Below are 26,110 nucleotides of genomic sequence, written 5' to 3'. Positions count from 1 at the left end.
AGAGTTCCCTCTCGGTTTAGATTTTAAAATTAACTTTAATTATCCCAGCTTCTCTAGCAGAGTTAAAAGCTATAATAACTAGAGGACCTATAATAAATCCTAAAATGCCAAATAGCTTTAAGCCAAGGTACATTGCAATTAACGTTGCAAGTGGGGATAAGCCAATATGTTTTCCCATCACCTTAGGTTCAACTGTTCTTCTGATTACCAAAAGTATGCCCCCAAGTATAGCCAACTGGGTACCTACAGCAATATTTCCTGTCAATAATTGAAACAAGGACCAAGGTAACATAATAACAATGGAACCAATAATGGGAATAACATCGATAACCCATATAATAAGGGCCATAATTAAGGCTACCTCGGGAACAATTAGTAATAATCCAATTAATGAAACAATAAAAATAATTATACTTACTAAGAATTGTGCTTTACAAAAACCAAACACAACATAGTATAATCTAGACGTCATAAATGAAACACGGTCAGCTGTTTTAGGTGTAAAATGTGCGTATATTCGTTCTTTTAAATTGGGTAATTCGAGCATAAATAAAAACAAAGCAATTAAATAGACGATAATACTAACTAAGTAATTTGGAATATTTGTTATTAATTTTGTGATATTGTCTATATTCACTTTTTCTGTTAAACCAGTTCTCATTTTAGTTAAAAAACCTTCTACTTGATCACTAATTTCGGTAACTACCTCTATTGGTAAATCTTCCGCAGCAGTTGTGAGCTGCTTTTCTGCTTTTAACCACAAGTTATTAACTTCATTAATATATGTAGGTGCATTTTGAGCAAGCTGCACAACTTCTGTAACAACTTTAGTGACGAGTATATAGTTACCTAATACGAGTAAAAAAAGAAATAAGGTAAAAACAATTAATACTGAAAGCTTTCTTTTATTCTTCAGTTTCATCTGTATAAATTTCACAGAGGGTTCTAATATTAATGCTGTTATTAAAGCGATTATTAAAGGGATCGATAACGGTAAAATTAATAAACAAAGAGCTAGTACAGCAATCAGAATGATCGTAATTAGAACGTAACGTTTTGTTTTATTTGTTAGCAACAGTGACTTCCTTTCTTAATAAAGAACTATAGTATATATTATAGTATTAAATTTATAGAATGAATAGTATTAAACAAAAATGTAATGTTTAAGAAATTTTCCAGGGGGGAACGAAATTGATTAAAAAGGTAATGGAAAAGGGTACATTGTCTATTACAGAGAATGTGTTTGCTATCATATCTTCAATCGTCATTAACGAAATAGAAGATATTGCCAGTACAGTATCTGATATTAAAGACGATTTTGTACGTGTTGTGAATAAAAAAGGCAATCAACGAGGAATAACAATTGATCACACTCAAGACCAACTTACTATTGATATAAAAATATCAGTTTATTATGGTGCATGCATTAGCGAGGTTTGTTTTGATTTACAAAAGAAAATAAAAAATGAAATTGAAATTATGACGGGGGTAGATGTGCACGCAGTAAACGTTTTTGTTGATTCGGTTAAATTTAGAGATCAATCTTAGATAAACAAAAGCATGGGCACATTGAGGTCCATGCTTTTTTGCTTGTATTTATTTTGCAGCTTCGGCAATCTGTGCGCTTACTTTATCAAGTATGGCTTTTGATCTATCTACTACGTTTTTAGGAAAATTTTCTCCCTCTCCATATTCAACCCCATGCGGATAATAGTGTTTTCCTAATAATGGTGTTAATAATTTTACTTTGGCATGGTTTGAATCAACGTTCCCCTCAACTGCAAATGCTTGAACGCGCAAGTAAAAAACTTCTTTTGTATCTAATTTCTCAAATTTGCGATCATAGCTAATGCGTTCAAAATCCCATTGTTCTCCTCTAACTAAACCAGCATCTTGCATAATATGGTTTAATATTGAAATATCAATAACCTTATCTTCAATACCCGTACCTTCAAATTTCATTATGTATCCCTCCTAAATTCAAAACACTCTAAAATCTATAATAGTATGAAAAAGTAGAAGATGCAATAACTGATATTTTTCAGTCAGTCAAAAACATATAAATGTTTTTTTAATTTTGGGTGAAAATAATCAGGAAGTAACTTGTTAATAAAGAGGGAGGAACACTTGGTGAAGAAATTAATAATAAGCGCGCTATTCCTTTTTGCACTTATTGCATTTGCTTCAAGTGGTAGCGCGCAAACACAGACAACATATACTGTCCGTTCTGGAGATTCAATGTGGAAGATTTCTGTTAGGTATCAAATTGGATTAAGTGAAGTAATTCAAGCTAATCCTCACATAAAAAACCCAGCTCTAATATATCCTGGGCAGAAGATTACCATTCCGCTCATTAACGATATTAAGAGCATAGAGGAAGCGGTTATTTCGCTTACAAACCAAGAGCGAGCAAAAAATGGACTTCCTGCTCTATCAGCAAATTGGGAACTATCTCGTGTAGCTAGGTTCAAGTCAGCGGATATGAGAGATAAAAATTATTTTAGTCATACCTCACCTACCTATGGATCGCCATTTACTATGATGAAGAATTTTGGTATTTCATATCGAGCTGCAGCTGAAAACATAGCAGCAGGTCAAACCACTGCTCAAGAAGTAGTTAGATCGTGGATGAACAGTCCTGGTCATCGGAAAAACATTTTAGATTCCAGAATGACACAAATAGGTGTAGGGTATGCTAAAGGTGGGTCATACCGTCATTACTGGACACAAATGTTTATCCAAAAATAATGAATGGAGGGACAACTTTGAAAAGTGTACGTGATATAATGTCAAATAATGTGGAATATTGTACACCCTTAGATAATGCTTTTGAAGTAGCGGTGAAAATGAAGGACTTAAACGTTGGTGCCATTCCAATTGTTGAAAATAATCAACTTGTCGGAATGATCACTGACCGAGATCTTGTAGTTAGAGGGATTGCGGAAAAACGTTCGGGTTCAAATTCAGTTACTAATTTAATGAGTGAAGAGTTAGTCACAGTTACGCCAGATACACCTGTTAGTGAAGCTGCAAGAATAATGGCCGAAAAGCAAATTCGCCGTCTTCCAGTTGTAGAAAATGGTCAATTAATTGGAATTGTTGCTTTAGGTGACTTAGCGATTGAAAAGTTATCAGATGAACAAGCAGGATATGCTTTAAGCGAAATTTCAGAACCACCAGAAGCACATATGTAAAACAAAACTGGCACCTCTAGTATGAGGTGCTCAGGCTGTCGAGAAACCCTCGACAGTCTATTTTTTTCACATTAACTTTAACAATTCACCGCGTTAATTTGGTATAATATAAGTAATATAGATAGGATGGTGATTAGTATGTTTAACACTAGAAAAAATACTCAAAACGAAGTTGAATTTGTATCTATCGAAGACCTTGTCCCTGAAGATCATCTATTAAGAAAAATCGATAAGTACATAGACTTTTCATTTATTCCAGAAAGAGTTCGACCGTACTATTGCGAAGATAATGGACGTCCTTCGTTGGATCCACTTATTTTATTTAAGATGATGTTTATTGGTTATATTTACGGTATCCGTTCAGAAAGACAACTTGAACGTGAAATACAAATGAACATTGCTTACCGCTGGTTTCTTGGTCTTAAATTAACTGATCCAGTGCCACACCACTCCACTATTAGTTGGAACCGTCGAATGCGTTTTAAAGATACTGACATTTTTCAAGAGATCTTTGATGAAAGTGTTATGCAAGCCATTAATCATAAAATGGTTGGTGGGAGAGTCTTGTTTACTGATTCAACTCATTTAAAGGCAAATGCAAATAAGCATAAATTCATAAAAGAAGAAGTTGAAGTGGAGACACGTGAATATGTAGAGGAATTAAATAAAGCCATTGAGGAAGATCGAGTAAAACATGGAAAAAAGCCTCTAAAGGAAAAAGAGGAGGTGAATGAAACGAAAGAAATCCGGAAGAGTACAACTGATCCGGATTGTGGATTTATGTCACGTGATAATAAGCAAGAAATGTTCTGTTATCTAGACCACCGTACAACCGATATTAAATACAATATTATAACAGATGCCTTTGTAACTCCCGGTAATGTCCATGATTCAGTTCCTTATCTCAAGCGATTAGATCGTCAAATCTCACGATTTGATTTTAACGTAGAAGCGGTGGCACTAGATTCTGGATACTTAACAAATCCAATATGTAAGGGATTATTTGATCGTGAGATCTTTGGTGTAATTGCCCACAGAAGATATCAACCGACAAGAGGACTTTTTCAAAAGTGGAAATTTACATATGATGCGGATACAGATGTATATGTCTGTCCCAATGGTGAACAATTAAATTATCGTACCACAACAAGGGAAGGATATCGTGAATATAAATCCGACTCTAAAAAATGTACAAATTGCCCTCTCCTACAACAATGTACACGGTCAAAAAATAAGCAAAAAGTGGTCACACGACATGTTTGGGAAGAACATAAAGTGAGACTTAACCGATTATCTTCAGGAGGAAAAATTCTTTATAAATATAGAAAAGAAACCGTAGAGCGAAGCTTTGCAGATTCAAAAGAACTGCATGGGCTTCGCTACTGCCGGTTACGAGGAATTAAAAATGCAAGTGAGCAAGTGCTACTTACAGCAGCTTGCCAGAATATGAAAAAGATTGCCAACCATCTAGCGAAACTTGGCTAGGTGGTTGGGAGTGATATTTTCTTATTCTATCTCATATTTATATTAGGTTAATTTTCATTAAACAAAAAAGAGTGTAGAGAAAAAATACCCCTTTCTCTACACTCTGGGCACCTCTAGTATGAGGTGCTTTTTCTGTTTTTAACAAATCAATAGGATCCCCCCATAAAATGCATGAATATTTTTTGTTTTGCTTTATATAATGTACAAAGTGCGTGGATAAAGGTTGGGGGGAATTTGGTTTGAAACGAAATTTGTTGGGCTTCACTATAGCTATAACTATACTATCATTGATCATTATATATTCTCAGTTATTCAAAATAACTGAAAGCAATACTGTATCAGAAAAGTTAAACGAACAAACAGAAAAGAATGGACAAGCAGTTGACGATTTACAAGATATACTTAAATCTAAAGAACAGCCACTATACAATCTAATAGGAAAGAAAACGAAAGATGTTACAGCTTTTTTAGGACAACCTCAGCGTGTCGACTTTTCTGAATATGACTACAACTGGTGGATATATAATGAAAAACTAGAAAACTACCTTCAAATTGGAGTAGAGAATGATAGAGTAGTAACTATTTTTGCAATGGGAGAGGATAACCAGATCGGTCCTTTTAAAATTGGACAAACACTTGAAGAACTAAAAAGTTTTACAGAGATTAAGGAGAAAGTTGCCTTTGAAGTGGAAAATAATTCTTATCGATTTGAACTTACAAAAGACGATCTTGCCACAGCACCACTTGTAAATTTCAATGGTATTTGGGCACAAGTTTTTATTGATAAATTTACAGGTAAGGTTTCAAGTGTTAGGTTTATCGATGAAAAAACATTGGTTAAAATTCGGCCCTATGAATTAGTTTATCGGGGAACATTATTTCATGCAGAGGGAATTGATTTAGATAAATGGGAACAAATAGAAAAAGGGAAATCACGGCAAATTTTAGATATGACTAATGTTATTCGTATGAGAAATGGTCTTCCGCTTGTAAACTGGGATGAGAAAACAGCTGAGGTTGCGTACAGTCATTCACGAGAAATGTTTGAACAAGAATATTTCTCACATAGCTCTCCCAAGAATGGTGGGTTATCGGATCGACTAATAAAAGGTGGGGTAATGTTTAAAGTGGCTGGGGAAAATATTGCAGCCAGGTATGTCGATGCGATTTCTGCAGTTGAAGGCTGGTTAAATAGTGAAGGACACCGTCGAACACTATTGAATGAAAGCTTTACACATTTGGGAGTAGGCGTTTATGAAAAATATTATACACAAAACTTTATTCAGGCATGGTAACGAAACCTAAACAAGTCCATATAAGGTAATTTGCACTGTTCGGTTAAAATTAGGCGCACCTTTAATGGTATTAGGTAGTAACCTATAGTAAGGAATTATAGTAATTCTTATTATGGGGTGAAAAAATGAGTAAACTACATCCAAAAGTCCAAGAATTTAAGGAATTTGTTAAACGGCATCCAAAAATGGTTGAAGAAGTTCGCGCCAATACTAAAACATGGCAAGACTTTTTTGAAGATTGGTATATGTTCGGTGAAGATGATGACATGTGGACTAAATATTTGAGTGGCCATAATGAAATAGAAAAAGAAAAAGAACAAAAAGCTACCACAAAGGATTCTGATTTAATGGGGCAAATATTCTCTTTGATAAAAAATGTAGATATGAATGAAATGCAAAAGCATATTAACAATGTAAGTGGAGCTATTTCTAATGTTCAACAATTAATAAGAGAATTTCAAGGTAGCAAACAAAATTCAAATCAAAGCAATAATAGACCACATCCATTCTCTTTTCAAAAAGATTAACGTTTCGGAGTTGAGTAAAATTGCGCCGTGAAATTCAATTATACTTAAGATCTAAACCCGAGTTATTGAACTTTGTTAGAGAAAAGCCAATCTGGTATCGGTTGTTAAGCAGAAATCCTGAAAAAATGTATGACATTGAGCAAGCAGCTAAAATTTTTTATGGAAGAACTCTCCCACAGAGGTTAGAACGTCTGCAGAATCAAATTCAATTAGCACGTATGTTAATGGATATGATGATTATGTCAAAGAATAATAATGGCTAAGTATCGGAACTGCTGCTCTTATCTTTAGATAAAGGAAAAGCCCATTCATATTTTTATAAATATAGGCAAACACTATATATATAAAATACGAAATAAGGTGGTTTTTCTATGCTCAAATATATAATCCTTTTAATGACTTTTGTCATGGGATGTAACCAAATCGGAGTCGAAGATAATCAACGAATACATCACGATTCTATAATAAGTGTACCTGTCTTCTCAAAAAGCAATCCATATCCAATGACAGTTAGAGAAGAAGTGAGAGACAATAATGTATATGTTGAATGTGTTATATCAAATTTTACTTTTTCTAAACGAAATGAAAAAGTTGCTAATAAACAAGGTACAGGATATATTAAACTTTATTTAAATAATCAAAAGATCGATGATATATATACTGCAGCATTTATCATGAAAGGTTTACCAAAAGGTGTACACCGAGTAAAACTAGAGCTTGTAAACAATGATGGTACTCCTTATGGGGTTGAAAAAGAGTTTGAGGTTACCGTCCCAAATTAACTCAGTCGTCTGTTGTACGGCTGAGTTTTTTATTTTAATAAAATGTATCATGGATGTAAGGTAGGGTACATTATTCTTATTTGATAAAGTTTCTAGCTTTCTATTTGTATGGATTTGCTTATAATATAATAATAAAGTGGTGCATAATAAAAGAATAGATATGCCCAATTTTTCTATTAGAGGTTAATATTGTGCATTACTAACATTCGTATGTATAGTGGATTCATGTTATTATTACGTTGGAGGTGTTATGAAATGCTAGCAACAAAAGAAAGAGTTGATATATTAGATAATGCTGATCAACTTTCGAAGATGATTTTAAGTTCTGAAGTCGTTGAAGAATACTTTCAATGTTTATATAAATTGCGTCAAGACGAAACTGCTATAAATTTGATTAAAAAGTTTGTTAAACAGAAAGAGAAATATGATGAAGTACACCGGTTTGGAAGATATCATCCTGATTACCTTCAAGTGATAACTGAAACGCGCACATTAAAAAGAGAAATGGATTTGAACAGCCATGTTGCTGCTTTTAAACAATCCGAAACAAAAGTTCAGTCTTTATTAGATGAAATCAGTGTACTAATAGGTAAGTCTGTATCTGATTATATAAAGGTTCCAACCGGTGATCCTTTCTTTGACACATTGGGTGGTGGCTGTAGTAGTGGTGGTTGCGGTAGCGGTGGCAGCTGTGGTTGCAGTTAATACTTGCTTCATTTGAAACTTCATGCTATTCTGACAAGTAGGATGTAATTGTTTTGTAAACATACTTCTTGTACAGCACTAGTGAATGTTACTTATTCACTACATGAAGGTGTAAAGGGAGATAAAAATATGATTTCTAGTAATCGTCAAGGAATAATTGTTTGGCTACACTCATTAAAGCAAGTTAAACAGATCAAGCGCTTTGGGAATATTCATTATGTATCCAAAAAGTTGAAATATGCGGTTATATATATGGATATGGAACGTGTAGAAGGTGCAATTAGCCGCCTTCAAGCAATGCCTTTTGTAAGAAAGGTTGAACCTTCGTATAAGCCTTTCCTAAAAACTGAATTTGAAAATTCAAAACCAGATAAAGCAAAGGAATATGATTATAAAATAGGTATTTAATGAAATCCCCACGAAAGCTTTAATAGTTTCCGTAGGGGATTTTTTGTATTTTCACTTTAACAGGTATTAAAAAAAGCGAGCTTTTAAGGCGTTTCAAGTTATCCTCATACAGTATCAGGTTCGGTTCGACATGTTTTTTATTGCAGTGGTGCAATATAATGGTTCAAACGTAGAATCGCAATTAAATGTTGGTAATATAATTCTTTTTCTGGATATATAGTGGATGGCTTAACTTTAAGTGTAATAATTTCCTTACCAAGCATAAGAGCTGTTTCTTTAAATAGTTCATAGCGTTTATTTGGTTTTTTTTCAGGATTTGGGATTCCCTCACGACAAATATAAATAGGCTGAAAATTTCCAGGGTCTGTTGGTTGTAAAACGACTGCTAGTGAAGTCACTTCGTCGTCGTTAATCTTTGAATTGAATGCCATCAAATGTACTAATCTTTTGTGATTTACTTTGGCCATTTCAATTAGCTCATATAAATCAGAATAACCTTCTCCAAGCTCAATAAAGCGTTGTATCATGCAATATACTCTCCTCTCTATATACGATTTACTTTAACAATTACAATTGAAAAGGTCAAAAAAATTTTGAGAAATTCATATGAAAATTTACCTACTTTTGATATCGTATAGAAAAGGAAACATTCGACGAGGTTTTATAAAATGATTAAACGAGTGGCTGTACTATTATTGATGCTATTAGTAACAATAACTGGATTAATAGGATATCAATGGATTTTATATAAATTAAACAATAGTAATTTAGAAATAGCGCAACATACTCCTTTGGATACAGAAATTGAACTATTCCACAATAATGAAAAAATATTAATTGAGCAAAAAGTATCTAACTTGTTGCAATCAAATTTTATCGTCAAACTTCCACATAATATTTCAGATTTACGGTGTAAAACCGCGAATGGTGATAACTGTAATCTTGTAAATGAAGGGCGAGAACATAGAATTTATTTAGAAAATAAAACAACCGTTTCATTTACGTATGCTATCCTTACAGATAGTCAAGAAACTGCATGGTGGTTTGACGATTGGTTTGTACAATTTTCTAATTTAGAAAACGAGATTATACCAATGAACTTCGAGGTTATGTTGACTGAGAAAAATAAGACTACGTCCTGGGTAGCGGGTGCATCAGAAATAGCAATAGTGGAAAAAGATCATTTAGATTATTATGTGTGGTCCAAACAAGATTCAAGTGAACTAGTGCTTTATATGACATCTGATTCTCTCCATGATAATAACGAGTATGGACCATTAATTTCCATTTATTCTAGTGAACAAAAGCAGGATATAGAAGGACTTCACAACTTAATAGACAAGCTATCATCTCAATTTGAATTAACGATTGTAAGATCCGCTCATGATGATGTATATTATTCATCCCAGTTAATCGTAGTTCCGTTGGAAACAGAAAGTAAAAAAATTGAGGAATTAATTCTTTCGGTTTATATAAAAAGATTTAAGCAACCTTATAATGACGATATCGCATGGATTTGGGATGTTCTGCCCGCTTTTATACTTGATCGTCCAGTTGGAACTAGTAAGGTTTATGAGATGTCAGTTGAATTGCTAGAACATGTACCTTCTGAAACTAAAGAGTCATTCCGTAAATGGCTATTAGAAGAAAATGTACCTGCTATAAAGGTTAATAGTCTAGATTTAGATCATCATTTAAAACTTGGTACACATTTATCCACTACTTTTTTTTCAAAAAACATTAACCAGACTGCCCCTCTTGTGCCATTCTATTACACTGAATCTAGATCCGTATTTTTTCAAAATAGGAAACTGAATAACGATTGGGCACCAGTTGTTAGAAATGAAGAAGTTTACTTTCCATTTGAAGTAACACTGAAGGGGCTAGGATTTAATCTAACTGTTTTTTCAAAAGAAAAACTATATTTACTGAGTAAAAGTGGAAACAGCTGGCGTTTTTACCTGGATAAAACCTACTTTATATATAATCAGGAGGATTACGGATTATTAAAAAAGCCACTTGAACAATTTGATGGGGAAGTTTTTATATCAGAAAAATGGTTAGAGCAATTATTGAAAGTAGATGTTATTAAACGTGAAAACGGCATATATCTTATGTAAAGGTATAATAAGAAAAAAGATAGCGAAGTATGTTTTTAAGGAAAGTACAAAAAAAAACCCTGCCATAGCAGGGCCCTTCAAAAACTCCTGAAAATCCGTCATGACTTCAGGACAGAAGGCAAAGGGAGAGGAGAAACCGGAGGAAGAACTTATGGGGAAACGTAAGTCTTCTCCGCGGTTGGCAACAACACCATTTAGCGATGTTGTTACTATCCATTATGACCAATAATTTTTCCAATATACATTTAGCTAACCTCATTTTTTAGATGCACTTTTCAATTGTTGAAATATGTATTTTTATGGTAGGATATAATTTGGATAAGAAGATAAATAGTTAAAGGTGATTAAAATGAGAGTAATTGCAGGTACATGTAAGGGAAGACCTTTAAAAGCAGTTCCAGGAACAACTACTCGACCAACAACAGATAAAATAAAAGAATCTCTTTTTAATATGATTGGTCCGTTTTTTGACGGAGGACTTGGACTTGATTTATTTGGAGGTAGCGGTGGCCTGGGAATAGAAGGGTTAAGCCGTGGCTTAGACAAGGTAATTTTTGTTGACAAAGATCGTAAAGCTGTCGATATAATTAGACATAATATCGAGCTTTGTAGATTTACCGATCAAACAGAAGTATATTGTAATGAGGCTGTAAGGGCTTTAAAAGCAATTGCTAAACGAGATCTGCAATTTTCACATATTTTTTTAGATCCACCATATAAGCTAAATGTATTAGAAGATATTATTAAAATGATTGATGATACTAATATGTTAACGAGTGACGGAATTATTGTAACAGAGTATGGAACAGAAATGGATTTACCGGATAAGATCGGTTCTTTGCAACTTTTTAGAAAAGAAATATACGGAAATACAACCGTTATTTCAATTTATGGTTATGTTAAAAGCAATGATAAGGGGGGGGACGATGAATAGGATTGCTGTGTGTCCAGGTAGTTTTGATCCTATTACATTTGGGCATCTTGATATTATTAAACGTGGTGCCAGTGTATTTGATACAGTTTTTGTTTGTGTATTAAATAATTCTTCAAAAAAGCCACTTTTTACAGTTGAAGAGCGTATTGAGCTTATTGAAAAGGTTACTAAGGATATCCCAAATGTAAAAGTGGAATCCTTTAACGGTTTATTAATTGATTATGCAAGTAAAAAAGAAGCAAAAGTAATTTTAAGAGGATTGAGAGCGGTTTCAGATTTTGAATATGAAATGCAAATCACCTCAATGAACCGCAAGCTATCAGAAAATATAGAAACTTTCTTTATGATGACAAATAACCAATACTCTTTTTTAAGTTCAAGTATTGTTAAAGAAGCTGCCAAGTACCATGGTAATGTTTCCGGACTAGTTCCCCCTGTTGTGGAACAAGCACTATATGAAAAATTTACCCCTCGTTCTTAACGAGGGGTTTTTAATATGAATTTTAGATTTTTTTTCAAAAGTATTAAAATATAAATATATAGAGATATTAAAGTAACGAATGCACCGTACTGTGTTAAAAACGTCCAATATTCATACAACCATGATTGTGATCCGGTGGCAAAGGCAGGAAGTACTTGTTTGTTATTAATCGTATACAGATCGATGTAAAGGGGCTTAAATAACAATAGTGCAAAGCAGGCAGCTAAGATACCGTGAAGGATTCTTGCAATAAAAAATGGTTTAAAACGTATATCGGTTTCAGCTAATATACTTGCAACTTGCGCATGAACAGAAAAGCCACTGAATGCTAATATAAAGCTAACAATAATTATTTTATTTAGATCAGATCCGTCAGTCTGGCTTGTCAGCTGACTACCTAATGTAATTTCAAACATGCCTGAAATAAGTGGGACGGCTAAGTCTGTTGATAAGTGGAATATTGAAAGTAAGAAAGTGAAGAATATGGATATTACTTCAGTTATGTTTACTATGTAAAGCAAGCGATTAAAAACAGAAAACAAAATGATAAATCCACCGATCATTAATAATGTTTGAATAGAAGATAAAACTGCATCACCCAATAACTTTCCTATAGGCCGTTTATCTTTTAACCTAGTTTCATGCAAGCTATTAAAAGCATCTTTCAGTGAGAATTTTACACTGTCTAGTTCTGAGATATCATTTTTATTACTTCTACCATGAAACCTCATTAAAATTCCAACAAATAAGTTACCTAAATAATGTGAGATAGCTAATAATATACCCATATTAGGATTATTAAAAAAACCAACTGATACTGCTCCAAATATGAAAAGAGGATTGGATGAGTTTGTAAATGATACTAATCTTTCAGCTTCAATCTTTGTAAGTTGTTTTTCCTTACGTAATCGCGCTGTTATTTTTGCTCCAGACGGAAACCCTGAAGCCATGCCCATCGCCCACACAAACCCTCCGACACCTGGAACTTTAAATAACGGTCGCATTAAAGGCTCTAGCAAAACACCAATGAATTTAACAACACCATAACCAATTAATAATTCTGAAACGATAAAAAAAGGTAATAATGATGGAAAGACAACATTCCACCACATATCTAGACCACGTTTTGAGGCTTCAAGTGATTCTTGAGGATGAAAAATTAATCCTGAGGCAATTAAGGTTATCGCCAGGGCTAGAAATAATGTTTTTAACTTAGACTGTATCACGTCCTAACCTCCATCAACACTAAAGTTCATAATTCTATACTTGAAGAATATAGAATGGTAAAATAAGGTGAAAATATTTTTCTTGTCCTACACTTAAATATACGAATTTAACAACGGAATAGACCAAAAAACTAAGGCGCAATATTGGAGGGTGACTTTTGATGCGACCCAAAATAGGTTTAGCACTTGGATCTGGTGGTGCAAGAGGGTTTGCTCATGTAGGTGTTTTAAAGGTATTGCAGGAATATAATATACCTATTGATTTTATTGCAGGCAGTAGTATGGGAGCATTGGTTGGAGGATTATATGGCGCAGGTCATGATCTTGAACGTTTATATAAACTTGCGACAGCCTTTCGGAGAAAATATTATTTAGATTTTACCGTACCCAAAATGGGCTTTATTAATGGTCAAAAAATTAAAGAATTCATACGGATTTTCACAAAAGGAATGCAATTAGAAGAACTTCATCCACCGTTAGCTGTTGTAACGACAGACCTGACTACTGGAGAAAGAGTGATCTTTAATAGTGGTTCCGTTGCCGATGCCGTGCGAGCGAGTATTTCAATTCCAGGGATTTTTGTACCTGAAAGAATTAATGGTCGCCTTTTAGTTGATGGCGGTGTAGTTGACCGTGTACCTGTTTCAGTTGTTAGAAATATGGGGGCAGATATTGTAATCGCTATTGATGTTTCTCATATTAATGGCAATAAGGAGATTACTTCGATATTTGATGTGATATTGCAAAGTATTGATATTATGCAAGATGAATTAGCCAGGTTAAAACAATCCGATGCTGATGTAATGATTAAACCAAGAGTTGAACAGTATAGTGCGAGAGCATTTACAAATACTGAGGAAATCATTCGAATTGGAGAAGAAGAAACAATTAAGAATATTTCAAAAATTAAAGAAGTAATAGACCGCTGGGAGGAGACGCATCATGAACAAACGTAGAATATTCACAAATAGATGGATCATAGTGATCGTCTTAACCCTTTTTCTAATGTTTTATCAATTACCATTCTATATCTCAACTCCTGGGATGGCCAAAGAATTAGCGCCCATTGTGAATGTTGAAGGTGGATTTAGGGAGGAAGGCAGTTTCTCCTTAACAACAATAAGAATGGGCAAAGCAACTATTATTCAATATGGTCTGGCTAAACTTAATGACTATCATGTAATATATCCTGAGGAACAGATACGCCCCGAGGGAGAAACAGATGATGAGTATAATCACCGCCAGCTGCATATGATGGATAGCTCGAAAGAACAAGCAACGGTAGTGGCTTATACGAAAGCAAACAAGGATATATCAATTGAATATAATGGCGTTTATGTGTTAGGCATTGTCGAGGGAATGCCTGCAGAACAACATCTCAAGGTTGGTGATCGGTTATTTGCTGTCGATAACCTTGAAATGAAGTCATCTGAGGAATTTATAAAGTATATATCACAAATGCAGGCTAATGATATTGTGACTATACGACTTGAACGTAATGGTAAACCAATGGAAGTCGATATACCATTAGGTGTTTTCCAAAACAATGTTGATGATAGTGAAGATGACCGTGTTGGTCTGGGAATACAATTAGTAACTGACCGAAAAGTAAAAGTCAATCCGAAGGTCGAAATAAAGACAGATGAAATTGGTGGACCTTCTGCTGGTTTGATGTTTTCATTGGAAATATATAATCAATTAGTTGAAGAGGATATAACAAAAGGTTATAAAATTGCAGGAACAGGTACTATTAGTTATGAAGGTGTAGTAGGACGAATCGGTGGAATAAAACAAAAAGTCGTTGCAGCGGACGGCTCTGATGTAGAGATCTTTTTTGCACCAAATGAAGAAGGAAAGACTAGAACAGATAAAAATGGAGCTCCAATTCTTACAAATTACCAAGAAGCTTTAGAAGCTGCTGAGGATATTAATTCGAAGATGAAAATTGTCCCAGTAGATACATTTGAGGAAGCTCTTGCTTATTTAGAACAACTAGAGCCTAAGAAATAGGGTTAATGAAACACATGACAAGTCATGTGTTTTTTTTGTTGTGTTGGATCAATGTGGTGATTCAATGCACGTTAATTTGATTATTGGGGCAATATGCCGTTAAGTTCTTAAGCACGAGTTTTTGAATTAGGACTGGATACTGACAGGAGTCTTTGGTTTACATGGGAACGAGTCAGAATGCAGTGTGTATTCTGACAGGATCTGGTCCTTTAGAGGAAAACGAGTCAGAATCCGATGTGAGTTCTGACAGGATCTGGTCCTTTAGAGGAAAACGAGTCAGAATCCGATGTGAATTCTGACAGGATCTGGTCCTTTAGAGGAAAACGAGTCAGAATCCGATGTGAATTCTGACAGGATCTGGTGCTTTAGAGGAAAACGAGTCAGAATCCGATGTGAGTTCTGACAGGATCTGGTGCTTTAGAGGAAAACGAGTCAGAATCCGATGTGAATACTGACAGGAATGGGTGCTAAAGAGGAAAACGAGTCAGAATGCAGTGTAAATTCTGACAGGATCTGGTGCTTTAGAGGAAAACGAGTCAGAATCCGATGTGAGTTCTGACAGGAACGGAAGCTAAAGAGGAAAATGAGTCAGAATGCAGTGTGAATACTGACAGAAACGGGTGTTAAAGAGGAAAATGAGTCAGAATCCGATGTGAATACTGACAGAAACGGGTGCTACAGAGGAAAACAGGTCAGAATGCGGTGTGAATACTGACAGGAACGGATGCTAAAGAGGAAAATGAGTCAGAATGCAGTGTGAATTCTGACAGGATCTGGTGCTTTAGAGGAATACGAGTCAGAATCCGATGTGAATTCTGACAGGATGTGGTCCTTTAGCGGAAAATGAGTCAGAATGCAGTGTGAATACTGACAGAAACGGGTGCTAAAGAGGAAAATGAGTCAGAATGCAGTGTGAATACTGACAGAAACGGGTGTTAAAGAGGAAAATGAGTCAGAATCCGATGTGAATACTGACAGGATCCGGTCGTTTAGCGGAAAACGAGTCAGAATCAGGACCGGATTCTGCCAGAAGTCGGTGCTTTTGTGGAACTAAACTAATCATCGTAGAACTAGTTATCTTTACTGATTAATCTAAACTATAATAACCCTGCATGGCAAACGTGCAATCCTTTGCTGCCTTGGCAATTTTAAATAAACAGCTGTTCATCATTAGCATAACGAATCGGTGTGTTCGAAAATTCACTCTCAATCATTTTTGTTTGATAGGGCTCATCAAGACAACATGAGTAGACCTGTGTAGCGTTTATATCAAAACTTATTTGTGAATTGGAGAAAGCTGATAACCTTGAAATAATGGGTATCTCAATATTCTTTTTTATTTTATTTAAATAGTTTTGACCTCTATTACTCATCCCAAGAAGACGAAGGTAGGTAGGTGCTGCTACATTTTCAATCATACTGTCCTTTAAAGTATTGGTCAGAATGTGAAGACAGATCCGCTGCAGCCTTGTCCATGTATACCGTTTCGTTTTTATTTTTTTCATAAAATCCTCGAAGGATTTAGATGCCCTGATATATTTTATTAATCTATTTTCAATGCCCTCTTCAACTTCATAAATCTTCCGTAATTCAGAGGGGGTTGTAGATAATAAACGATATTTTAAGAGCGGAAAGTAACGCTCCCAATTGTGAAATATCTTAAATTCTTTCTTATATTCGATTATACTATCAAATGATGTCCTCGGAATAACATTCATAATACTTTCGAGATCTTGTTGATCAGCAAATAAAATCTTGCGAATGCTAGTAGCGCTTGCAATTTTTGGATCATGGATGTCCTGATCATGATAATTAGCCTTTGTTCTATTTATTGTATGAGGTGTTATTGTACTATTTAGTTTATGTATGGCTTTAATATAATGATAACCTAATATGTTGTTGGGCTGGGAAAGGTCTACGCAGGATTGATCTTGATGTAGGGACAGGAAGGCATCTGCAGCAGAACGAGGATAACTTTTTCCTTGTTGCAATGATTTACGAATGGTATCATTAAAGCTCGTTTCATGTTCTTCCATTAATTTAATCGTATTTTTGAATGATTCTATATTCCCGTCCTCGCTCCCGAAACATAGGGAATCAATATTTAAAGCATCTAATATTGCGACAGCACCATATGCGAAAATTTCGGCTTTTTGGGTGGCGAACACATATGGCAGTTCAATTACAATATCAGCTCCTCCTTGAAGGGCCATTTTTGTTCTTGCCCATTTAGAAACAAGGGCAGGTTCTCCACGTTGGAGAAAGTTACCACTCATAACTGCAACTATTATATCTGCTCCTGTTACTTTTTTAGTTTCTTGGATATGATAATAGTGACCGTTATGAAAGGGATTATATTCCACAATAACACCAGCTGTTTTCATATTTGAAAATGCTCCTTTCTAATTGTATAGTAGATATTATAATCTTTTTATTTTGATCTCTGCTTTACTTAATGTCTAGCTACGGCCGCTGGAACATCGGTCTCTGCTTTTCTTATTATAGTGTAAAGAAAAAATATTGACAAATAGTCAGACGAGGGCTATAATTACTTTTGTTGCCTTGAGGTGATATCGATGAAATGGTATATGAATCAATTAAATCAATTCCGGAATACAGGGATCGAACTTGACGAATATTTGGATGTAAGTGATTTAACTAACACTTCTGAGATTAGACGAATACCACCAGTCCACATTGTAGGCCGTGGTGATTTTGGCTCTAACAAAGTAACTTTTTCACTTAAGATTCAAGGAACGATGATATTACCGTGTTCTCGGACATTAGTGGATGTTGAATATCCATTTAATATTGAAACAACTGAAACTTATTTATTATCACCTAGTGATTATGGTTATCATGATGAAGAAGAAATTCATTATGTTGAAGGAGAACTTCTTGACTTATCACCTATGATCAAGGAAAATATCCTTTTGGAGATACCTATTCAAGTTTTTTGTGATGATAATCAAGTAGAAGGTAAGGCTCCGCAATCGGGAGAAGGTTGGGAAGTTATTTCTGAGGAAGACTCAAAAAACCGAATCGATCCAAGATTAGCAGCCTTAAAGAACTTTTTTGATGACAACAAAAACAAGTAAATTGTATGAACCTTTTAAGGAGGTGGGAATAATGGCTGTACCTTTTAGAAGAACATCTAAAACTGCAAAAAGAAAGCGTCGTACACACTATAAATTACAAGTACCTGGTATGGTAAGTTGCCCAAATTGTGGTGAATTAAAGCTTGCTCACCGTGTATGTAAAGAGTGTGGAACTTACAAAGGTAAGGAAGTAGTAAACGACTAATTTCAAAACTGGTATACCAATAGGTATCCCAACATTTGAACAATCGACTATTATTTGTGTATCACTAATGATAGGCTGAAAAAACACAGAGAGATTTCTCTGTGTTTTTTTTTGTGTGTAAAAAACAGCTTAGTATCAGGGTTAGTGACTTAAAATATTGGATAGGGCTACTGCTTTATGTCAAGGAAAGGGACGTAGTTTGCTCGATTTAGCTTTTGACCCCGAGATTATGCAGGAGTTTAGATAATTAAAAGCTAATATAAAAGTGAGCAGCATTCAACATACTAACATTAGACATATGTATATCGCTTAGTAATTGTAATACTTTGTAGAAAGGGGATCACACGTGGGGAAAGTTTTAGTAGAAAGAGACGCAAAAGGTGTTGTGTGGCTTACCATTAATCGAGTGGAAAAGAGGAATGCAATTGATTATGACGTGATGCAAGGTTTTAAAGAAACAATTGAGGAAGTAGCCAGAAACAAGGAAGATAAAGTGCTTGTTATTACAGGAGCGGGAAATAAGGCTTTTTGTTCTGGCGGTGATTTATCAGTTTTTCATGGTTTACATACAAAAGATGAAGCCTATTCTATGCTTTCAAAGATGGGCGATATTTTATACCAGTTATTAACATTACCAAAACCGACTGTTTGTCTTTTAAATGGTACAGCCATTGGTGGGGGGTGTGAAATTGCTGCTGCCTGTGATTTTAGAGTGGCGGCAAAAAACGCAAAATTTGGGTTTGTTCAGGGCAAATTGGCAATTACAACAGGTTGGGGTGGCGCTACTATGTTATTAGAAAAGCTACCATATGAAAAAGCAATGACAATATTATTTAGTGCAGAAAAATATACGGCTTCAGAAGGAGTTGAAATGGGATTTATTCATCATGTTTGGGATGAAATGAATGTAAGGTTGCAGTGTGAAAACTGGCTAGATCAATTTGTAACTCAAAGTAGTACAGTTTTAGAAGCTTATAAAAAAACAGCTATACGTAAATGGAATCACTCAAATATTTACAAAAGAATGTTTGAGGAAATTGAGAATTGCTCATTATTATGGGAAATGGATGAACATCATGCCGCTGTAAATTCTTTTCTTAATAAATAATAATTAAAATTTAGCTCCTTCCCTTGCCCCTTGGGTCAAAAAACGGTAGGACGTGCTAGTATTGACCTTGCACAGGATGTCGCGATGTTAATCCATGGGGGTGCCTGTCGAGCCAAATAATTATTATAATTTAATAGATTTATATTCTATCTTTTCTATTGTGTGCATAGAAATAATAAAAAACAATAGGGGAGATAGAGATGACTACTTCTAGACAAGATGCTTGGACGCAAGATGAAGATTTAATGCTAGCGGAAGTTGTGTTAAGGCATATCCGTGAGGGAAGTACACAATTAGCAGCTTTTGAAGAGGTTGGTAAAAAACTTTCACGAACTGCAGCAGCTTGTGGTTTTAGATGGAATTCTGCAATTCGAAAACAATATAATTCTGCCATCGAATTCGCTAAAAAACAACGAAAAGGTGTAGAAATAGAAGTGGAAGTACAAAAATCGGAAGTTCCTGAGAGTAAAAAGCAAAAGAATGTAAAAGCTGAAACTAAAAAAGACGTAGCAGACGTTGCAAGCCTTAATATTAATCATATAAGTTTTGAAACTGTTCGCGAATTTTTAACTACTGTTGAGCTCGATGTAAAAAAACTAATAGATCTTGAACGAGAAAACTCAACGATAAAAAATAAATTAAAAAAGCTTCAAGAAGAGAAACAGGAACAATCTCGTGAATTAGAATCATGGAAAGAAAATTATAAACTTATTGAGGAAGATTACAAAGCATTAATTCAAATCATGGAAAGGGCACGTAAAATGATTGTATTACAAGAGGATGATGGATCAAAATTCCGTTTCCAAATGGATAAAAATGGAAACCTAGAAAGGGTAAATAAATAAAGGAGCTGATATTAATCAGCTCCTTTATTTTTTAATTTAATTTGTTTTCTGAATACTGTTCTGGATACCATACTAGAAGTTTTTCCGATTCGCTGCCAGTAGAATCTAAGGACTCGAATCCCATCTTGCTCCAAAACGCATCAGAATTTACCCTTGGTCTAGTAATAATCGGTAAATCAAATGACTTAGCGAACTCAATTAATCTTCTACCGTACCCTTTAGCTTGATGTTGTGGAAGCACTTCTAACTTAGATAAATCTAGATAATCTCTTTGACCATTAAAAATACGGTCAAACTTCTTACTTGTTTGATATAGACTCATCCTAGCTACTAATTTGTCTCCATAATAAATCCCATAAAATGGTGATTCATAATCATTTTCTACGATATTAGCTTGTAAATCCTCAAGCATTTGTAATTCTTGATTACCATACTGTTTAAAACTCTTAAAGTCTTCTAAGGTTTTATAGTTAACTAATAATTTTTCGACCTGTATAGTCTCCATGAAGGATTCCTCCTTTTTTCACACTGTTTCTTATCAATTATAATACAATTGTATGAAAATATCTTCTAATAAGTATTATCTTTATGATAATTAGATGCCTATAAAGTTAAAAGAACAATTATTAAATAATAACTAAAAGGATTTAAAAAACAATTCAAGAAAACTCCCGTAAATTGTTAAAAATTTGTTAAAATAATAAGATAATTAGAATAGCGGAGGACAACGTTTTATGAAGGTGGCTATCGTTGGTAGTGGAGCAGTAGGATTGCTGATTGCATCTTTCTTATATGACTCAAAAATTGAAACCATACTATACACAAATCGGAGCGAACAGGCAGACAAAATTAATCGTGAAGGAATACAAGTATATAGAAATGATATTAGTCGAAAAGTCTTTATAAAAGCTATACCATTTATCAGAGGAATAGAACCAGTTGACTTAATTATTGTAACAGTTAAACAATATCACTTAAAACCAATTATTGATTATCTAGTACATACAGAAAATCGATGTCCTATTTTATTTTTACAAAATGGCATGAGTCATATTGAAGATTTACCTTCATTGTTCACAAATACTATTTTTGTCGGTGTGGTTGAACATGGTGTTTTAAAACGTAATGACAATACTGTTGAACATACAGGTATGGGGCAAGTTAAAATAAGTTGTTTTAAAGGTGAATGCGGGGAGACCCTACCTTTATTTGAAAAGTTAAATGATGAAGGCTTTCTCTTTAAATTTGAACAAGAATGGTATCCCATGCTGATTCAAAAGTTGGTAGTTAATGCTATCATCAATCCTTTAACAGTTCTATATAGCATCAGAAATGGTTCACTGTTAACCAATTCATATTATTTTAAAAATATGCAGTTACTCTATAGTGAGATACTACCATTAATGAATGGAGTTGACGACGATAAGCTATGGAGAGGTTTAGTTGAAATTTGCGAGAAAACAGCTGCTAACTATTCATCAATGTATATGGATATTAAAAATAACAGACAAACTGAAGTCGATGCCATATTGGGTTATTTGTTGTCAGAAGGTAGGAAAAATAAGATTTCACTGCCGTTGATTTCATTTTTATATTATTGTATCAAAGGAAAAGAAAGGGGAGAGGGAATTGGTTGACTTTTTTGCTGTATTTATAGCTACGGTTATCACAATACCCATACTTGTAATTCTTTTAGTATATTGGATTACCTATGCCTTAACAAAAAGTAAAAAAAGGGCCTTTCATCTATCGCTTGATTATTCAACGCTAATATTTATATTAGCTGTTCATTACTTATTGTTGATTATATTAGAAAGGTCATTTCTTTGGGTTATTTTCCTTGTATTGATTACGATAGGAATGCTTTTTGTTTTTCTACAATGGAAATTCAACGATGAAATCGTCTTCAAAAAGGTCTGGAAAGGTTTCTGGCGATTAAACTTTTTATTGTTTTCATTGAGCTATGTGTGCCTTGTAATACTAGGTCTAATAATCCGCCTAAACGAAGTTTTATAAGCAATAATTTTGGGGCTTACATCAATCTCTGCTATACTCTTATCAGAGTGTTTCATGTATGAACGGAAAGGAAGAATACATAATGGACTTGATGGATGTCTCACTTCCAGTAGGAAATAAACTTGTTTCAAAATATATTCTTAGAGATGAAGAAGTGCAAACTTTTTTTGATTATCAGGATATTGAGAACGATAAAACATATTCTATTCGAGCAAATGATTTATCAAACAGAAGCTATCCAAGAGAAGAACTAACTAGCTATTTAATGGAATTCCATAGTAAATTTAATGTTAATAGCAAAACCTTTGAAAACATCAAAAGATTCCAGGACCCGAGAAGTGTAGTAGTAATAGGGGGCCAACAAGCAGGTTTGTTAACAGGGCCTCTTTTTACAATCCATAAAATAATCTCAATAATAAAATTAGCAAGAAAGCAAGAGAGAAACTTGAAGATACCTGTACTGCCCGTTTTTTGGATTGCGGGTGAGGACCATGATTTTGATGAAATTAACCATGTTTATATTAATAAAGCTGGCAATGCAACCAAAACAAAAATCAACCAACGACAATACAAGAAGTGTACTATATCTGCTCTAGACATAGATAAGGAGTTAGCTCAAAAGTGGATAGAAGATGTAGTTGAATCTTTCGGTGAAACAGATGAAACGACCAGTTTGATGGAAAGCTTGCAAGCTGATTTGACTCGTTCTAAAACATATGTAGATTTTTTTATTCGATTAGTATATAGGTTATTTCCTAATGAAGGCTTAATTGTTGTGGATTCTGGTGATGCTGGTTTTAGAAAGATTGGTTCATCTTTTATGAAATCGATAATCATGAATAATGATATTCTGCGAGAAAAAGTGATAATGAAACAAATGTTATTAAAAGAAAGTGGATTCGGGGAGCCAATTGAGATTAATGAGCATAATGCACATCTCTTTTATATGAAGGATGGAGAAAGGGTGTTACTTGAAAAATATAATGACCGATATATAGGGAAAAGTCATGATTGTCAATTTTCTCAATCGGAACTTGAAACTATTGCAATTAATTCTCCTGCCCTATTAAGCAATAATGTTGTTACAAGACCGCTAATGCAGGAGTTTATATTCCCGACACTAGCTTTTATTTCAGGACCAGGTGAAATTGCATATTGGGCTGTATTGAAAGAGGCTTTTCATTTATTCGGTTTTAAGATGCCTATTATTGTTCCAAGATTAATGATTTCAATTATTGATCGCGCTACAGCTAAATATATTCAGGAACACGAGTTAGATTTAAAGGAAGTTTTATTATCAGGGAGCCGAACAGATAAAGAACGGTGGTTTAACAGCCAGAAACCGAACAAATTAGATAGGATTACGGATGAAACAATTAGCAAAGTAGCGGATGCACACAATGCTCTTAAAGAGCTTGCGATAGAAATTGATGGAGGACTAAAACCTCTGGCTGAGAAGAATGCCCAAATTATTCAATCACAGATTTTATTTTTAAGACAAAGAGTTGAGAAAGCGTTGTACAACAAACATACAGTAGAATTACGTAAATTTGAACATATCGATCTTTCTCTCCGCCCATTAAACGCTCCACAGGAACGGATTTGGAACATCTTTTACTTTATAAATTTATACGGATTCGAGTTTGTTGATGATCTGCTGAAACTTGACTTTGCATTTAATTCTCAACATAAAGTGATATTTCTGTAGAAAATTTTCTGTCGTTTGACGATTACTAACAAAATCAAAGTAAAAACTGTCGAGAGAAACCTGCAATTAAGTTGCAGGATTTTTTTTGTTTTTCAAGAATTGTAATTTATAAAGTGGTGGAAAGTGGTGATATGTGGTATTCTATAGTCAGAAAGTGGGGCGCTAACTATGTTCATGGGGGAATACCATCATAACATCGATCAAAAAGGCCGGATGATCATTCCAGCTAAATTCAGAGACCTTCTTGGAGATAGTTTTGTCCTAACTAGAGGTTTGGATCAGTGTTTATTTGGTTATCCGCATGAAGAATGGAAAGCGCTTGAGAATAAACTAAAAACCCTTCCTTTTACAAAAAAAGATGCTCGAGCATTTACACGTTTCTTCTTTTCTGGCGCAACTGAATGTGAGGTAGACAAGCAGGGAAGAGTAAATATAGCTCCACCATTACGCGATTATGCAAAACTTGATAAAGAATGTGTTGTCATCGGAGTTTCAAATCGTTTTGAAATATGGAGCTTGGAAAATTGGGAAACATATTTCGCGGCATCGGAAGAATCCTTTGCAGAAATTGCAGAAAGTATGATTGATTTTGATATGTAGGTTGTCAGCAAGAGATAAACAAAAATGAAGTAGGTGTATGTATGTTTGAACATGTTACAGTTTTGAAAAAGGAAGCAGTCGATGGTTTGAATATCAAGCCAAATGGAATTTATGTGGATTGTACACTTGGAGGCGCAGGGCATAGTGAGTTGATTTTAACGAAACTTTCGAAGGAAGGTAGGCTTTTCGCCTTTGATCAAGATGAAATGGCATTGCAATATGCAGAAAAGAAATTGGCACCTTTTAAAGAACAAGTAACGTTAATAAAAAGCAACTTTCGATACATGAAAGAAAGACTTGAACAACTAGGTGTAAATGAAGTAGATGGAGTTTTGTTTGATCTAGGAGTATCTTCACCGCAATTAGATATTGCAGAAAGAGGTTTTAGTTACCACCAAAATGCACCATTAGATATGAGAATGGATCAATCAGCACCTATTTCGGCATATGATGTTGTCAATCATTGGGATTATAATGAACTTGTTAAGATCTTTTTTAAGTATGGGGAAGAAAAATTTTCAAAACAAATCGCCCGAAAGATTGAAAGCTATCGTGAAAAACAACCAATTAAAACTACGGATGAACTAGTAGAACTTATAAAAGAAGGGATTCCAGCACCTGCCAGAAGAACAGGGGGACATCCGGCCAAACGGGTATTCCAAGCAATACGTATCGCGGTAAATGATGAACTGAAAGTGTTTGAAGAAGCGATTGAGGATGCTATTTCGATTACTAGAAAAGAAGGTAGAATTAGTGTGATCACGTTTCACTCACTTGAAGATCGAATTTGTAAAACAACTTTTAATAAGTGGGGAAAGACTCCTGACTTACCACATGGATTACCTATTATCCCAGAGGAGTTTAAACCAAAATTGAAAGTAATTACTAGAAAGCCGATTTTGCCTAGCGAAGAAGAGATGGATCAAAATAAGCGCGCACGCTCAGCTAAGCTAAGGGTCGCTGAAAAACTTTAAACGTTATGGGGGTTAAGTCCATTGAGTAATCTTGCTTACCAACAGGTTCAACCTAATCGTAAATATCAACAAGAACCAAAACAAAGACCGCAACTAAAAGTAAAAAAGAAACGAAATTTAACAATTGGGGAAAAGTTCCTAATTACACTTTTAATTGTTTTTAGTACAATTGGATGTGTAGTTATTGTTGCTAACCAAGCGAAAATTTTTCAGGTGAATAATGACGTACGTCTTCTTGAGTCGAAAATTGAAAGTCAAATGAAGGTAAATAGTGGTTTAGAAGAAGAAATCACACAATTAGAACGCCCAGAACGTATTCTACAAATAGCAGCGGAACAAGGTTTAACCATTCATAATAATAACGTACAAGTAATCGGAAACTAATGTGA

At 34.4% G+C, this 26,110-nt stretch carries 31 protein-coding genes; 25 read left to right on the top strand and 6 right to left on the bottom strand.

Annotated features, from left to right (window positions below):
• Nucleotides 1–16: 16 nt before the first annotated feature.
• A complete protein-coding gene (gene ytvI, locus C1724_RS12250; protein ID WP_102347061.1) occupies nucleotides 17–1,075 on the bottom strand; it encodes a sporulation integral membrane protein YtvI in 1,059 nt (352 codons plus the stop codon).
• A 116-nt stretch (nucleotides 1,076–1,191) separates the two neighbouring features.
• Here ytvI and C1724_RS12245 point away from each other — a divergent pair, with 116 nt between their 5' ends.
• Nucleotides 1,192–1,548, top strand: a complete 357-nt coding sequence (locus C1724_RS12245; protein WP_102347060.1) for an Asp23/Gls24 family envelope stress response protein — start codon at nucleotides 1,192–1,194, stop codon at nucleotides 1,546–1,548.
• 48 nt (nucleotides 1,549–1,596) lie between these two features.
• Here the strand turns inward: C1724_RS12245 and C1724_RS12240 are convergent, their stop codons facing one another.
• Nucleotides 1,597–1,962 carry a YugN family protein gene (locus C1724_RS12240; protein WP_102347059.1) on the bottom strand — a complete coding sequence of 122 codons (366 nt, stop codon included), beginning with the start codon at nucleotides 1,960–1,962 and terminating at the stop codon, nucleotides 1,597–1,599.
• A gap of 165 nt (nucleotides 1,963–2,127) precedes the next feature.
• Here C1724_RS12240 and safA point away from each other — a divergent pair, with 165 nt between their 5' ends.
• The 9 genes from safA to C1724_RS12195 all read left to right on the top strand — a co-directional run bounded on the left by safA (nucleotide 2,128) and on the right by C1724_RS12195 (nucleotide 8,396).
• Nucleotides 2,128–2,748, top strand: coding sequence for a SafA/ExsA family spore coat assembly protein (gene safA, locus C1724_RS12235; RefSeq protein WP_374703448.1), 621 nt, complete (start codon nucleotides 2,128–2,130; stop codon nucleotides 2,746–2,748).
• Between the two features lie 17 nt (nucleotides 2,749–2,765).
• Nucleotides 2,766–3,194 (top strand): CBS domain-containing protein, encoded by a 429-nt coding sequence (locus tag C1724_RS12230; RefSeq protein ID WP_102347057.1) that lies wholly within the window; start codon nucleotides 2,766–2,768, stop codon nucleotides 3,192–3,194.
• A 138-nt stretch (nucleotides 3,195–3,332) separates the two neighbouring features.
• Complete coding sequence (locus tag C1724_RS12225; protein ID WP_180994248.1) at nucleotides 3,333–4,679, top strand: IS1182 family transposase; 1,347 nt, start codon at nucleotides 3,333–3,335, stop codon at nucleotides 4,677–4,679.
• A gap of 239 nt (nucleotides 4,680–4,918) precedes the next feature.
• On the top strand, nucleotides 4,919–5,974 hold the full coding sequence (locus tag C1724_RS12220) for a CAP domain-containing protein (RefSeq protein ID WP_102347056.1): 1,056 nt from the start codon (nucleotides 4,919–4,921) through the stop codon (nucleotides 5,972–5,974).
• A gap of 125 nt (nucleotides 5,975–6,099) precedes the next feature.
• Complete coding sequence (locus C1724_RS12215) at nucleotides 6,100–6,501, top strand: YlbD family protein (protein ID WP_102347055.1); 402 nt, start codon at nucleotides 6,100–6,102, stop codon at nucleotides 6,499–6,501.
• Between the two features lie 20 nt (nucleotides 6,502–6,521).
• The gene (locus tag C1724_RS12210) at nucleotides 6,522–6,764 is read left to right on the top strand and encodes a YlbE-like family protein (protein ID WP_102347054.1); all 243 of its coding nucleotides are present in this window, start codon (nucleotides 6,522–6,524) and stop codon (nucleotides 6,762–6,764) included.
• 108 nt (nucleotides 6,765–6,872) lie between these two features.
• A complete protein-coding gene (locus tag C1724_RS12205) occupies nucleotides 6,873–7,283 on the top strand; it encodes a hypothetical protein (protein ID WP_102347053.1) in 411 nt (136 codons plus the stop codon).
• Between the two features lie 255 nt (nucleotides 7,284–7,538).
• Nucleotides 7,539–7,988, top strand: coding sequence for a YlbF family regulator (locus C1724_RS12200; RefSeq protein WP_102347052.1), 450 nt, complete (start codon nucleotides 7,539–7,541; stop codon nucleotides 7,986–7,988).
• A 132-nt stretch (nucleotides 7,989–8,120) separates the two neighbouring features.
• A complete protein-coding gene (locus C1724_RS12195; RefSeq protein ID WP_102347907.1) occupies nucleotides 8,121–8,396 on the top strand; it encodes a YlbG family protein in 276 nt (91 codons plus the stop codon).
• Nucleotides 8,397–8,533: 137 nt separating this feature from the next.
• Here C1724_RS12195 and C1724_RS12190 read toward each other — a convergent pair whose 3' ends face one another.
• Nucleotides 8,534–8,923, bottom strand: a complete 390-nt coding sequence (locus tag C1724_RS12190) for a DUF7147 family protein (protein WP_102347051.1) — start codon at nucleotides 8,921–8,923, stop codon at nucleotides 8,534–8,536.
• 141 nt (nucleotides 8,924–9,064) lie between these two features.
• Between C1724_RS12190 and C1724_RS12185 the strand changes: the two genes are divergently transcribed.
• The 3 genes from C1724_RS12185 (at nucleotide 9,065) to coaD (ending at nucleotide 11,931) form a co-directional block, all read left to right on the top strand.
• A complete protein-coding gene (locus tag C1724_RS12185) occupies nucleotides 9,065–10,516 on the top strand; it encodes a stalk domain-containing protein (RefSeq protein WP_102347050.1) in 1,452 nt (483 codons plus the stop codon).
• Between the two features lie 349 nt (nucleotides 10,517–10,865).
• Nucleotides 10,866–11,450 (top strand): 16S rRNA (guanine(966)-N(2))-methyltransferase RsmD, encoded by a 585-nt coding sequence (rsmD, locus tag C1724_RS12180; RefSeq protein WP_102347049.1) that lies wholly within the window; start codon nucleotides 10,866–10,868, stop codon nucleotides 11,448–11,450.
• Entirely contained in the window at nucleotides 11,443–11,931 is a 489-nt protein-coding gene (gene coaD, locus C1724_RS12175) for a pantetheine-phosphate adenylyltransferase (protein WP_102347048.1), read from the top strand. Before rsmD ends, coaD begins: the two co-directional genes overlap by 8 nt.
• Here coaD and ylbJ read toward each other — a convergent pair.
• Nucleotides 11,928–13,157, bottom strand: a complete 1,230-nt coding sequence (gene ylbJ / locus C1724_RS12170; RefSeq protein WP_180994247.1) for a sporulation integral membrane protein YlbJ — start codon at nucleotides 13,155–13,157, stop codon at nucleotides 11,928–11,930. The two genes, coaD and ylbJ, sit on opposite strands and share 4 nt — an antisense overlap.
• Before the next feature lie 158 nt (nucleotides 13,158–13,315).
• Between ylbJ and C1724_RS12165 the strand changes: the two genes are divergently transcribed.
• The gene (locus C1724_RS12165; RefSeq protein ID WP_102347047.1) at nucleotides 13,316–14,113 is read left to right on the top strand and encodes a patatin-like phospholipase family protein; all 798 of its coding nucleotides are present in this window, start codon (nucleotides 13,316–13,318) and stop codon (nucleotides 14,111–14,113) included.
• Nucleotides 14,100–15,167: a SepM family pheromone-processing serine protease gene (locus C1724_RS12160; RefSeq protein WP_102347046.1), complete on the top strand. Its 1,068-nt coding sequence runs from the start codon at nucleotides 14,100–14,102 to the stop codon at nucleotides 15,165–15,167. The genes C1724_RS12165 and C1724_RS12160 overlap by 14 nt, the downstream gene beginning before the upstream one ends.
• A 1,148-nt stretch (nucleotides 15,168–16,315) precedes the next feature.
• On the opposite strand, the gene C1724_RS12155 is transcribed toward C1724_RS12160, so the two are convergent.
• Entirely contained in the window at nucleotides 16,316–17,551 is a 1,236-nt protein-coding gene (locus tag C1724_RS12155; RefSeq protein ID WP_102347045.1) for a nucleotidyltransferase, read from the bottom strand.
• 192 nt (nucleotides 17,552–17,743) lie between these two features.
• On the opposite strand from C1724_RS12155, the gene C1724_RS12150 reads away from it, so the two are divergent.
• The 4 genes from C1724_RS12150 to C1724_RS12135 all read left to right on the top strand — a co-directional run bounded on the left by C1724_RS12150 (nucleotide 17,744) and on the right by C1724_RS12135 (nucleotide 20,423).
• Nucleotides 17,744–18,265: a YceD family protein gene (locus C1724_RS12150; RefSeq protein WP_102347044.1), complete on the top strand. Its 522-nt coding sequence runs from the start codon at nucleotides 17,744–17,746 to the stop codon at nucleotides 18,263–18,265.
• 31 nt (nucleotides 18,266–18,296) lie between these two features.
• On the top strand, nucleotides 18,297–18,470 hold the full coding sequence (gene rpmF, locus C1724_RS12145; RefSeq protein WP_102347043.1) for a 50S ribosomal protein L32: 174 nt from the start codon (nucleotides 18,297–18,299) through the stop codon (nucleotides 18,468–18,470).
• Nucleotides 18,471–18,816: 346 nt separating this feature from the next.
• Nucleotides 18,817–19,578: an enoyl-CoA hydratase/isomerase family protein gene (locus C1724_RS12140; RefSeq protein WP_102347042.1), complete on the top strand. Its 762-nt coding sequence runs from the start codon at nucleotides 18,817–18,819 to the stop codon at nucleotides 19,576–19,578.
• Between the two features lie 200 nt (nucleotides 19,579–19,778).
• Nucleotides 19,779–20,423 (top strand): RsfA family transcriptional regulator, encoded by a 645-nt coding sequence (locus tag C1724_RS12135; protein ID WP_102347041.1) that lies wholly within the window; start codon nucleotides 19,779–19,781, stop codon nucleotides 20,421–20,423.
• A 31-nt stretch (nucleotides 20,424–20,454) separates the two neighbouring features.
• On the opposite strand, the gene C1724_RS12130 is transcribed toward C1724_RS12135, so the two are convergent.
• Nucleotides 20,455–20,928, bottom strand: coding sequence for an N-acetyltransferase (locus C1724_RS12130; RefSeq protein WP_102347040.1), 474 nt, complete (start codon nucleotides 20,926–20,928; stop codon nucleotides 20,455–20,457).
• A 229-nt stretch (nucleotides 20,929–21,157) separates the two neighbouring features.
• On the opposite strand from C1724_RS12130, the gene C1724_RS12125 reads away from it, so the two are divergent.
• The 6 genes from C1724_RS12125 to ftsL all read left to right on the top strand — a co-directional run bounded on the left by C1724_RS12125 (nucleotide 21,158) and on the right by ftsL (nucleotide 26,105).
• Nucleotides 21,158–22,060, top strand: coding sequence for a 2-dehydropantoate 2-reductase (locus tag C1724_RS12125; protein ID WP_102347039.1), 903 nt, complete (start codon nucleotides 21,158–21,160; stop codon nucleotides 22,058–22,060).
• Nucleotides 22,053–22,439, top strand: coding sequence for a DUF3397 domain-containing protein (locus C1724_RS12120; protein ID WP_102347038.1), 387 nt, complete (start codon nucleotides 22,053–22,055; stop codon nucleotides 22,437–22,439). The genes C1724_RS12125 and C1724_RS12120 overlap by 8 nt, the downstream gene beginning before the upstream one ends.
• Before the next feature lie 58 nt (nucleotides 22,440–22,497).
• Entirely contained in the window at nucleotides 22,498–24,147 is a 1,650-nt protein-coding gene (bshC, locus tag C1724_RS12115; RefSeq protein ID WP_258000380.1) for a bacillithiol biosynthesis cysteine-adding enzyme BshC, read from the top strand.
• A gap of 168 nt (nucleotides 24,148–24,315) precedes the next feature.
• Complete coding sequence (gene mraZ, locus C1724_RS12110; RefSeq protein ID WP_102347036.1) at nucleotides 24,316–24,747, top strand: division/cell wall cluster transcriptional repressor MraZ; 432 nt, start codon at nucleotides 24,316–24,318, stop codon at nucleotides 24,745–24,747.
• 41 nt (nucleotides 24,748–24,788) lie between these two features.
• On the top strand, nucleotides 24,789–25,721 hold the full coding sequence (gene rsmH / locus C1724_RS12105; protein ID WP_102347035.1) for a 16S rRNA (cytosine(1402)-N(4))-methyltransferase RsmH: 933 nt from the start codon (nucleotides 24,789–24,791) through the stop codon (nucleotides 25,719–25,721).
• 21 nt (nucleotides 25,722–25,742) lie between these two features.
• Entirely contained in the window at nucleotides 25,743–26,105 is a 363-nt protein-coding gene (gene ftsL, locus C1724_RS12100) for a cell division protein FtsL (RefSeq protein ID WP_102347034.1), read from the top strand.
• The last annotated feature ends 5 nt before the right edge of the window (nucleotides 26,106–26,110 follow it).

Source organism: Bacillus sp. Marseille-P3661 (assembly GCF_900240995.1).
Classification (GTDB): Bacteria; Bacillota; Bacilli; order Bacillales; family Bacillaceae_J; genus OESV01.
The sequence above is the reverse complement of the archived record's forward strand: the minus strand, read 5'-3'. Positions and strand labels throughout refer to the sequence as shown.

Coding starts and splice junctions, on each gene's coding strand:
- C1724_RS12240 (WP_102347059.1), bottom strand. CDS start 1,962: ATGAAATTTGAAGGTACGGGTATTGAAGATAAGGTTATTGATATTTCA.
- C1724_RS12225 (WP_180994248.1), top strand. CDS start 3,333: ATGTTTAACACTAGAAAAAATACTCAAAACGAAGTTGAATTTGTATCT.
- C1724_RS12215 (WP_102347055.1), top strand. CDS start 6,100: ATGAGTAAACTACATCCAAAAGTCCAAGAATTTAAGGAATTTGTTAAA.
- C1724_RS12205 (WP_102347053.1), top strand. CDS start 6,873: ATGCTCAAATATATAATCCTTTTAATGACTTTTGTCATGGGATGTAAC.
- C1724_RS12200 (WP_102347052.1), top strand. CDS start 7,539: ATGCTAGCAACAAAAGAAAGAGTTGATATATTAGATAATGCTGATCAA.
- C1724_RS12190 (WP_102347051.1), bottom strand. CDS start 8,923: ATGATACAACGCTTTATTGAGCTTGGAGAAGGTTATTCTGATTTATAT.
- C1724_RS12185 (WP_102347050.1), top strand. CDS start 9,065: ATGATTAAACGAGTGGCTGTACTATTATTGATGCTATTAGTAACAATA.
- rsmD (WP_102347049.1), top strand. CDS start 10,866: ATGAGAGTAATTGCAGGTACATGTAAGGGAAGACCTTTAAAAGCAGTT.
- coaD (WP_102347048.1), top strand. CDS start 11,443: ATGAATAGGATTGCTGTGTGTCCAGGTAGTTTTGATCCTATTACATTT.
- C1724_RS12160 (WP_102347046.1), top strand. CDS start 14,100: ATGAACAAACGTAGAATATTCACAAATAGATGGATCATAGTGATCGTC.
- C1724_RS12155 (WP_102347045.1), bottom strand. CDS start 17,551: ATGAAAACAGCTGGTGTTATTGTGGAATATAATCCCTTTCATAACGGT.
- C1724_RS12150 (WP_102347044.1), top strand. CDS start 17,744: ATGAAATGGTATATGAATCAATTAAATCAATTCCGGAATACAGGGATC.
- rpmF (WP_102347043.1), top strand. CDS start 18,297: ATGGCTGTACCTTTTAGAAGAACATCTAAAACTGCAAAAAGAAAGCGT.
- C1724_RS12135 (WP_102347041.1), top strand. CDS start 19,779: ATGACTACTTCTAGACAAGATGCTTGGACGCAAGATGAAGATTTAATG.
- C1724_RS12130 (WP_102347040.1), bottom strand. CDS start 20,928: ATGGAGACTATACAGGTCGAAAAATTATTAGTTAACTATAAAACCTTA.
- C1724_RS12125 (WP_102347039.1), top strand. CDS start 21,158: ATGAAGGTGGCTATCGTTGGTAGTGGAGCAGTAGGATTGCTGATTGCA.
- bshC (WP_258000380.1), top strand. CDS start 22,498: ATGAACGGAAAGGAAGAATACATAATGGACTTGATGGATGTCTCACTT.
- mraZ (WP_102347036.1), top strand. CDS start 24,316: ATGTTCATGGGGGAATACCATCATAACATCGATCAAAAAGGCCGGATG.
- rsmH (WP_102347035.1), top strand. CDS start 24,789: ATGTTTGAACATGTTACAGTTTTGAAAAAGGAAGCAGTCGATGGTTTG.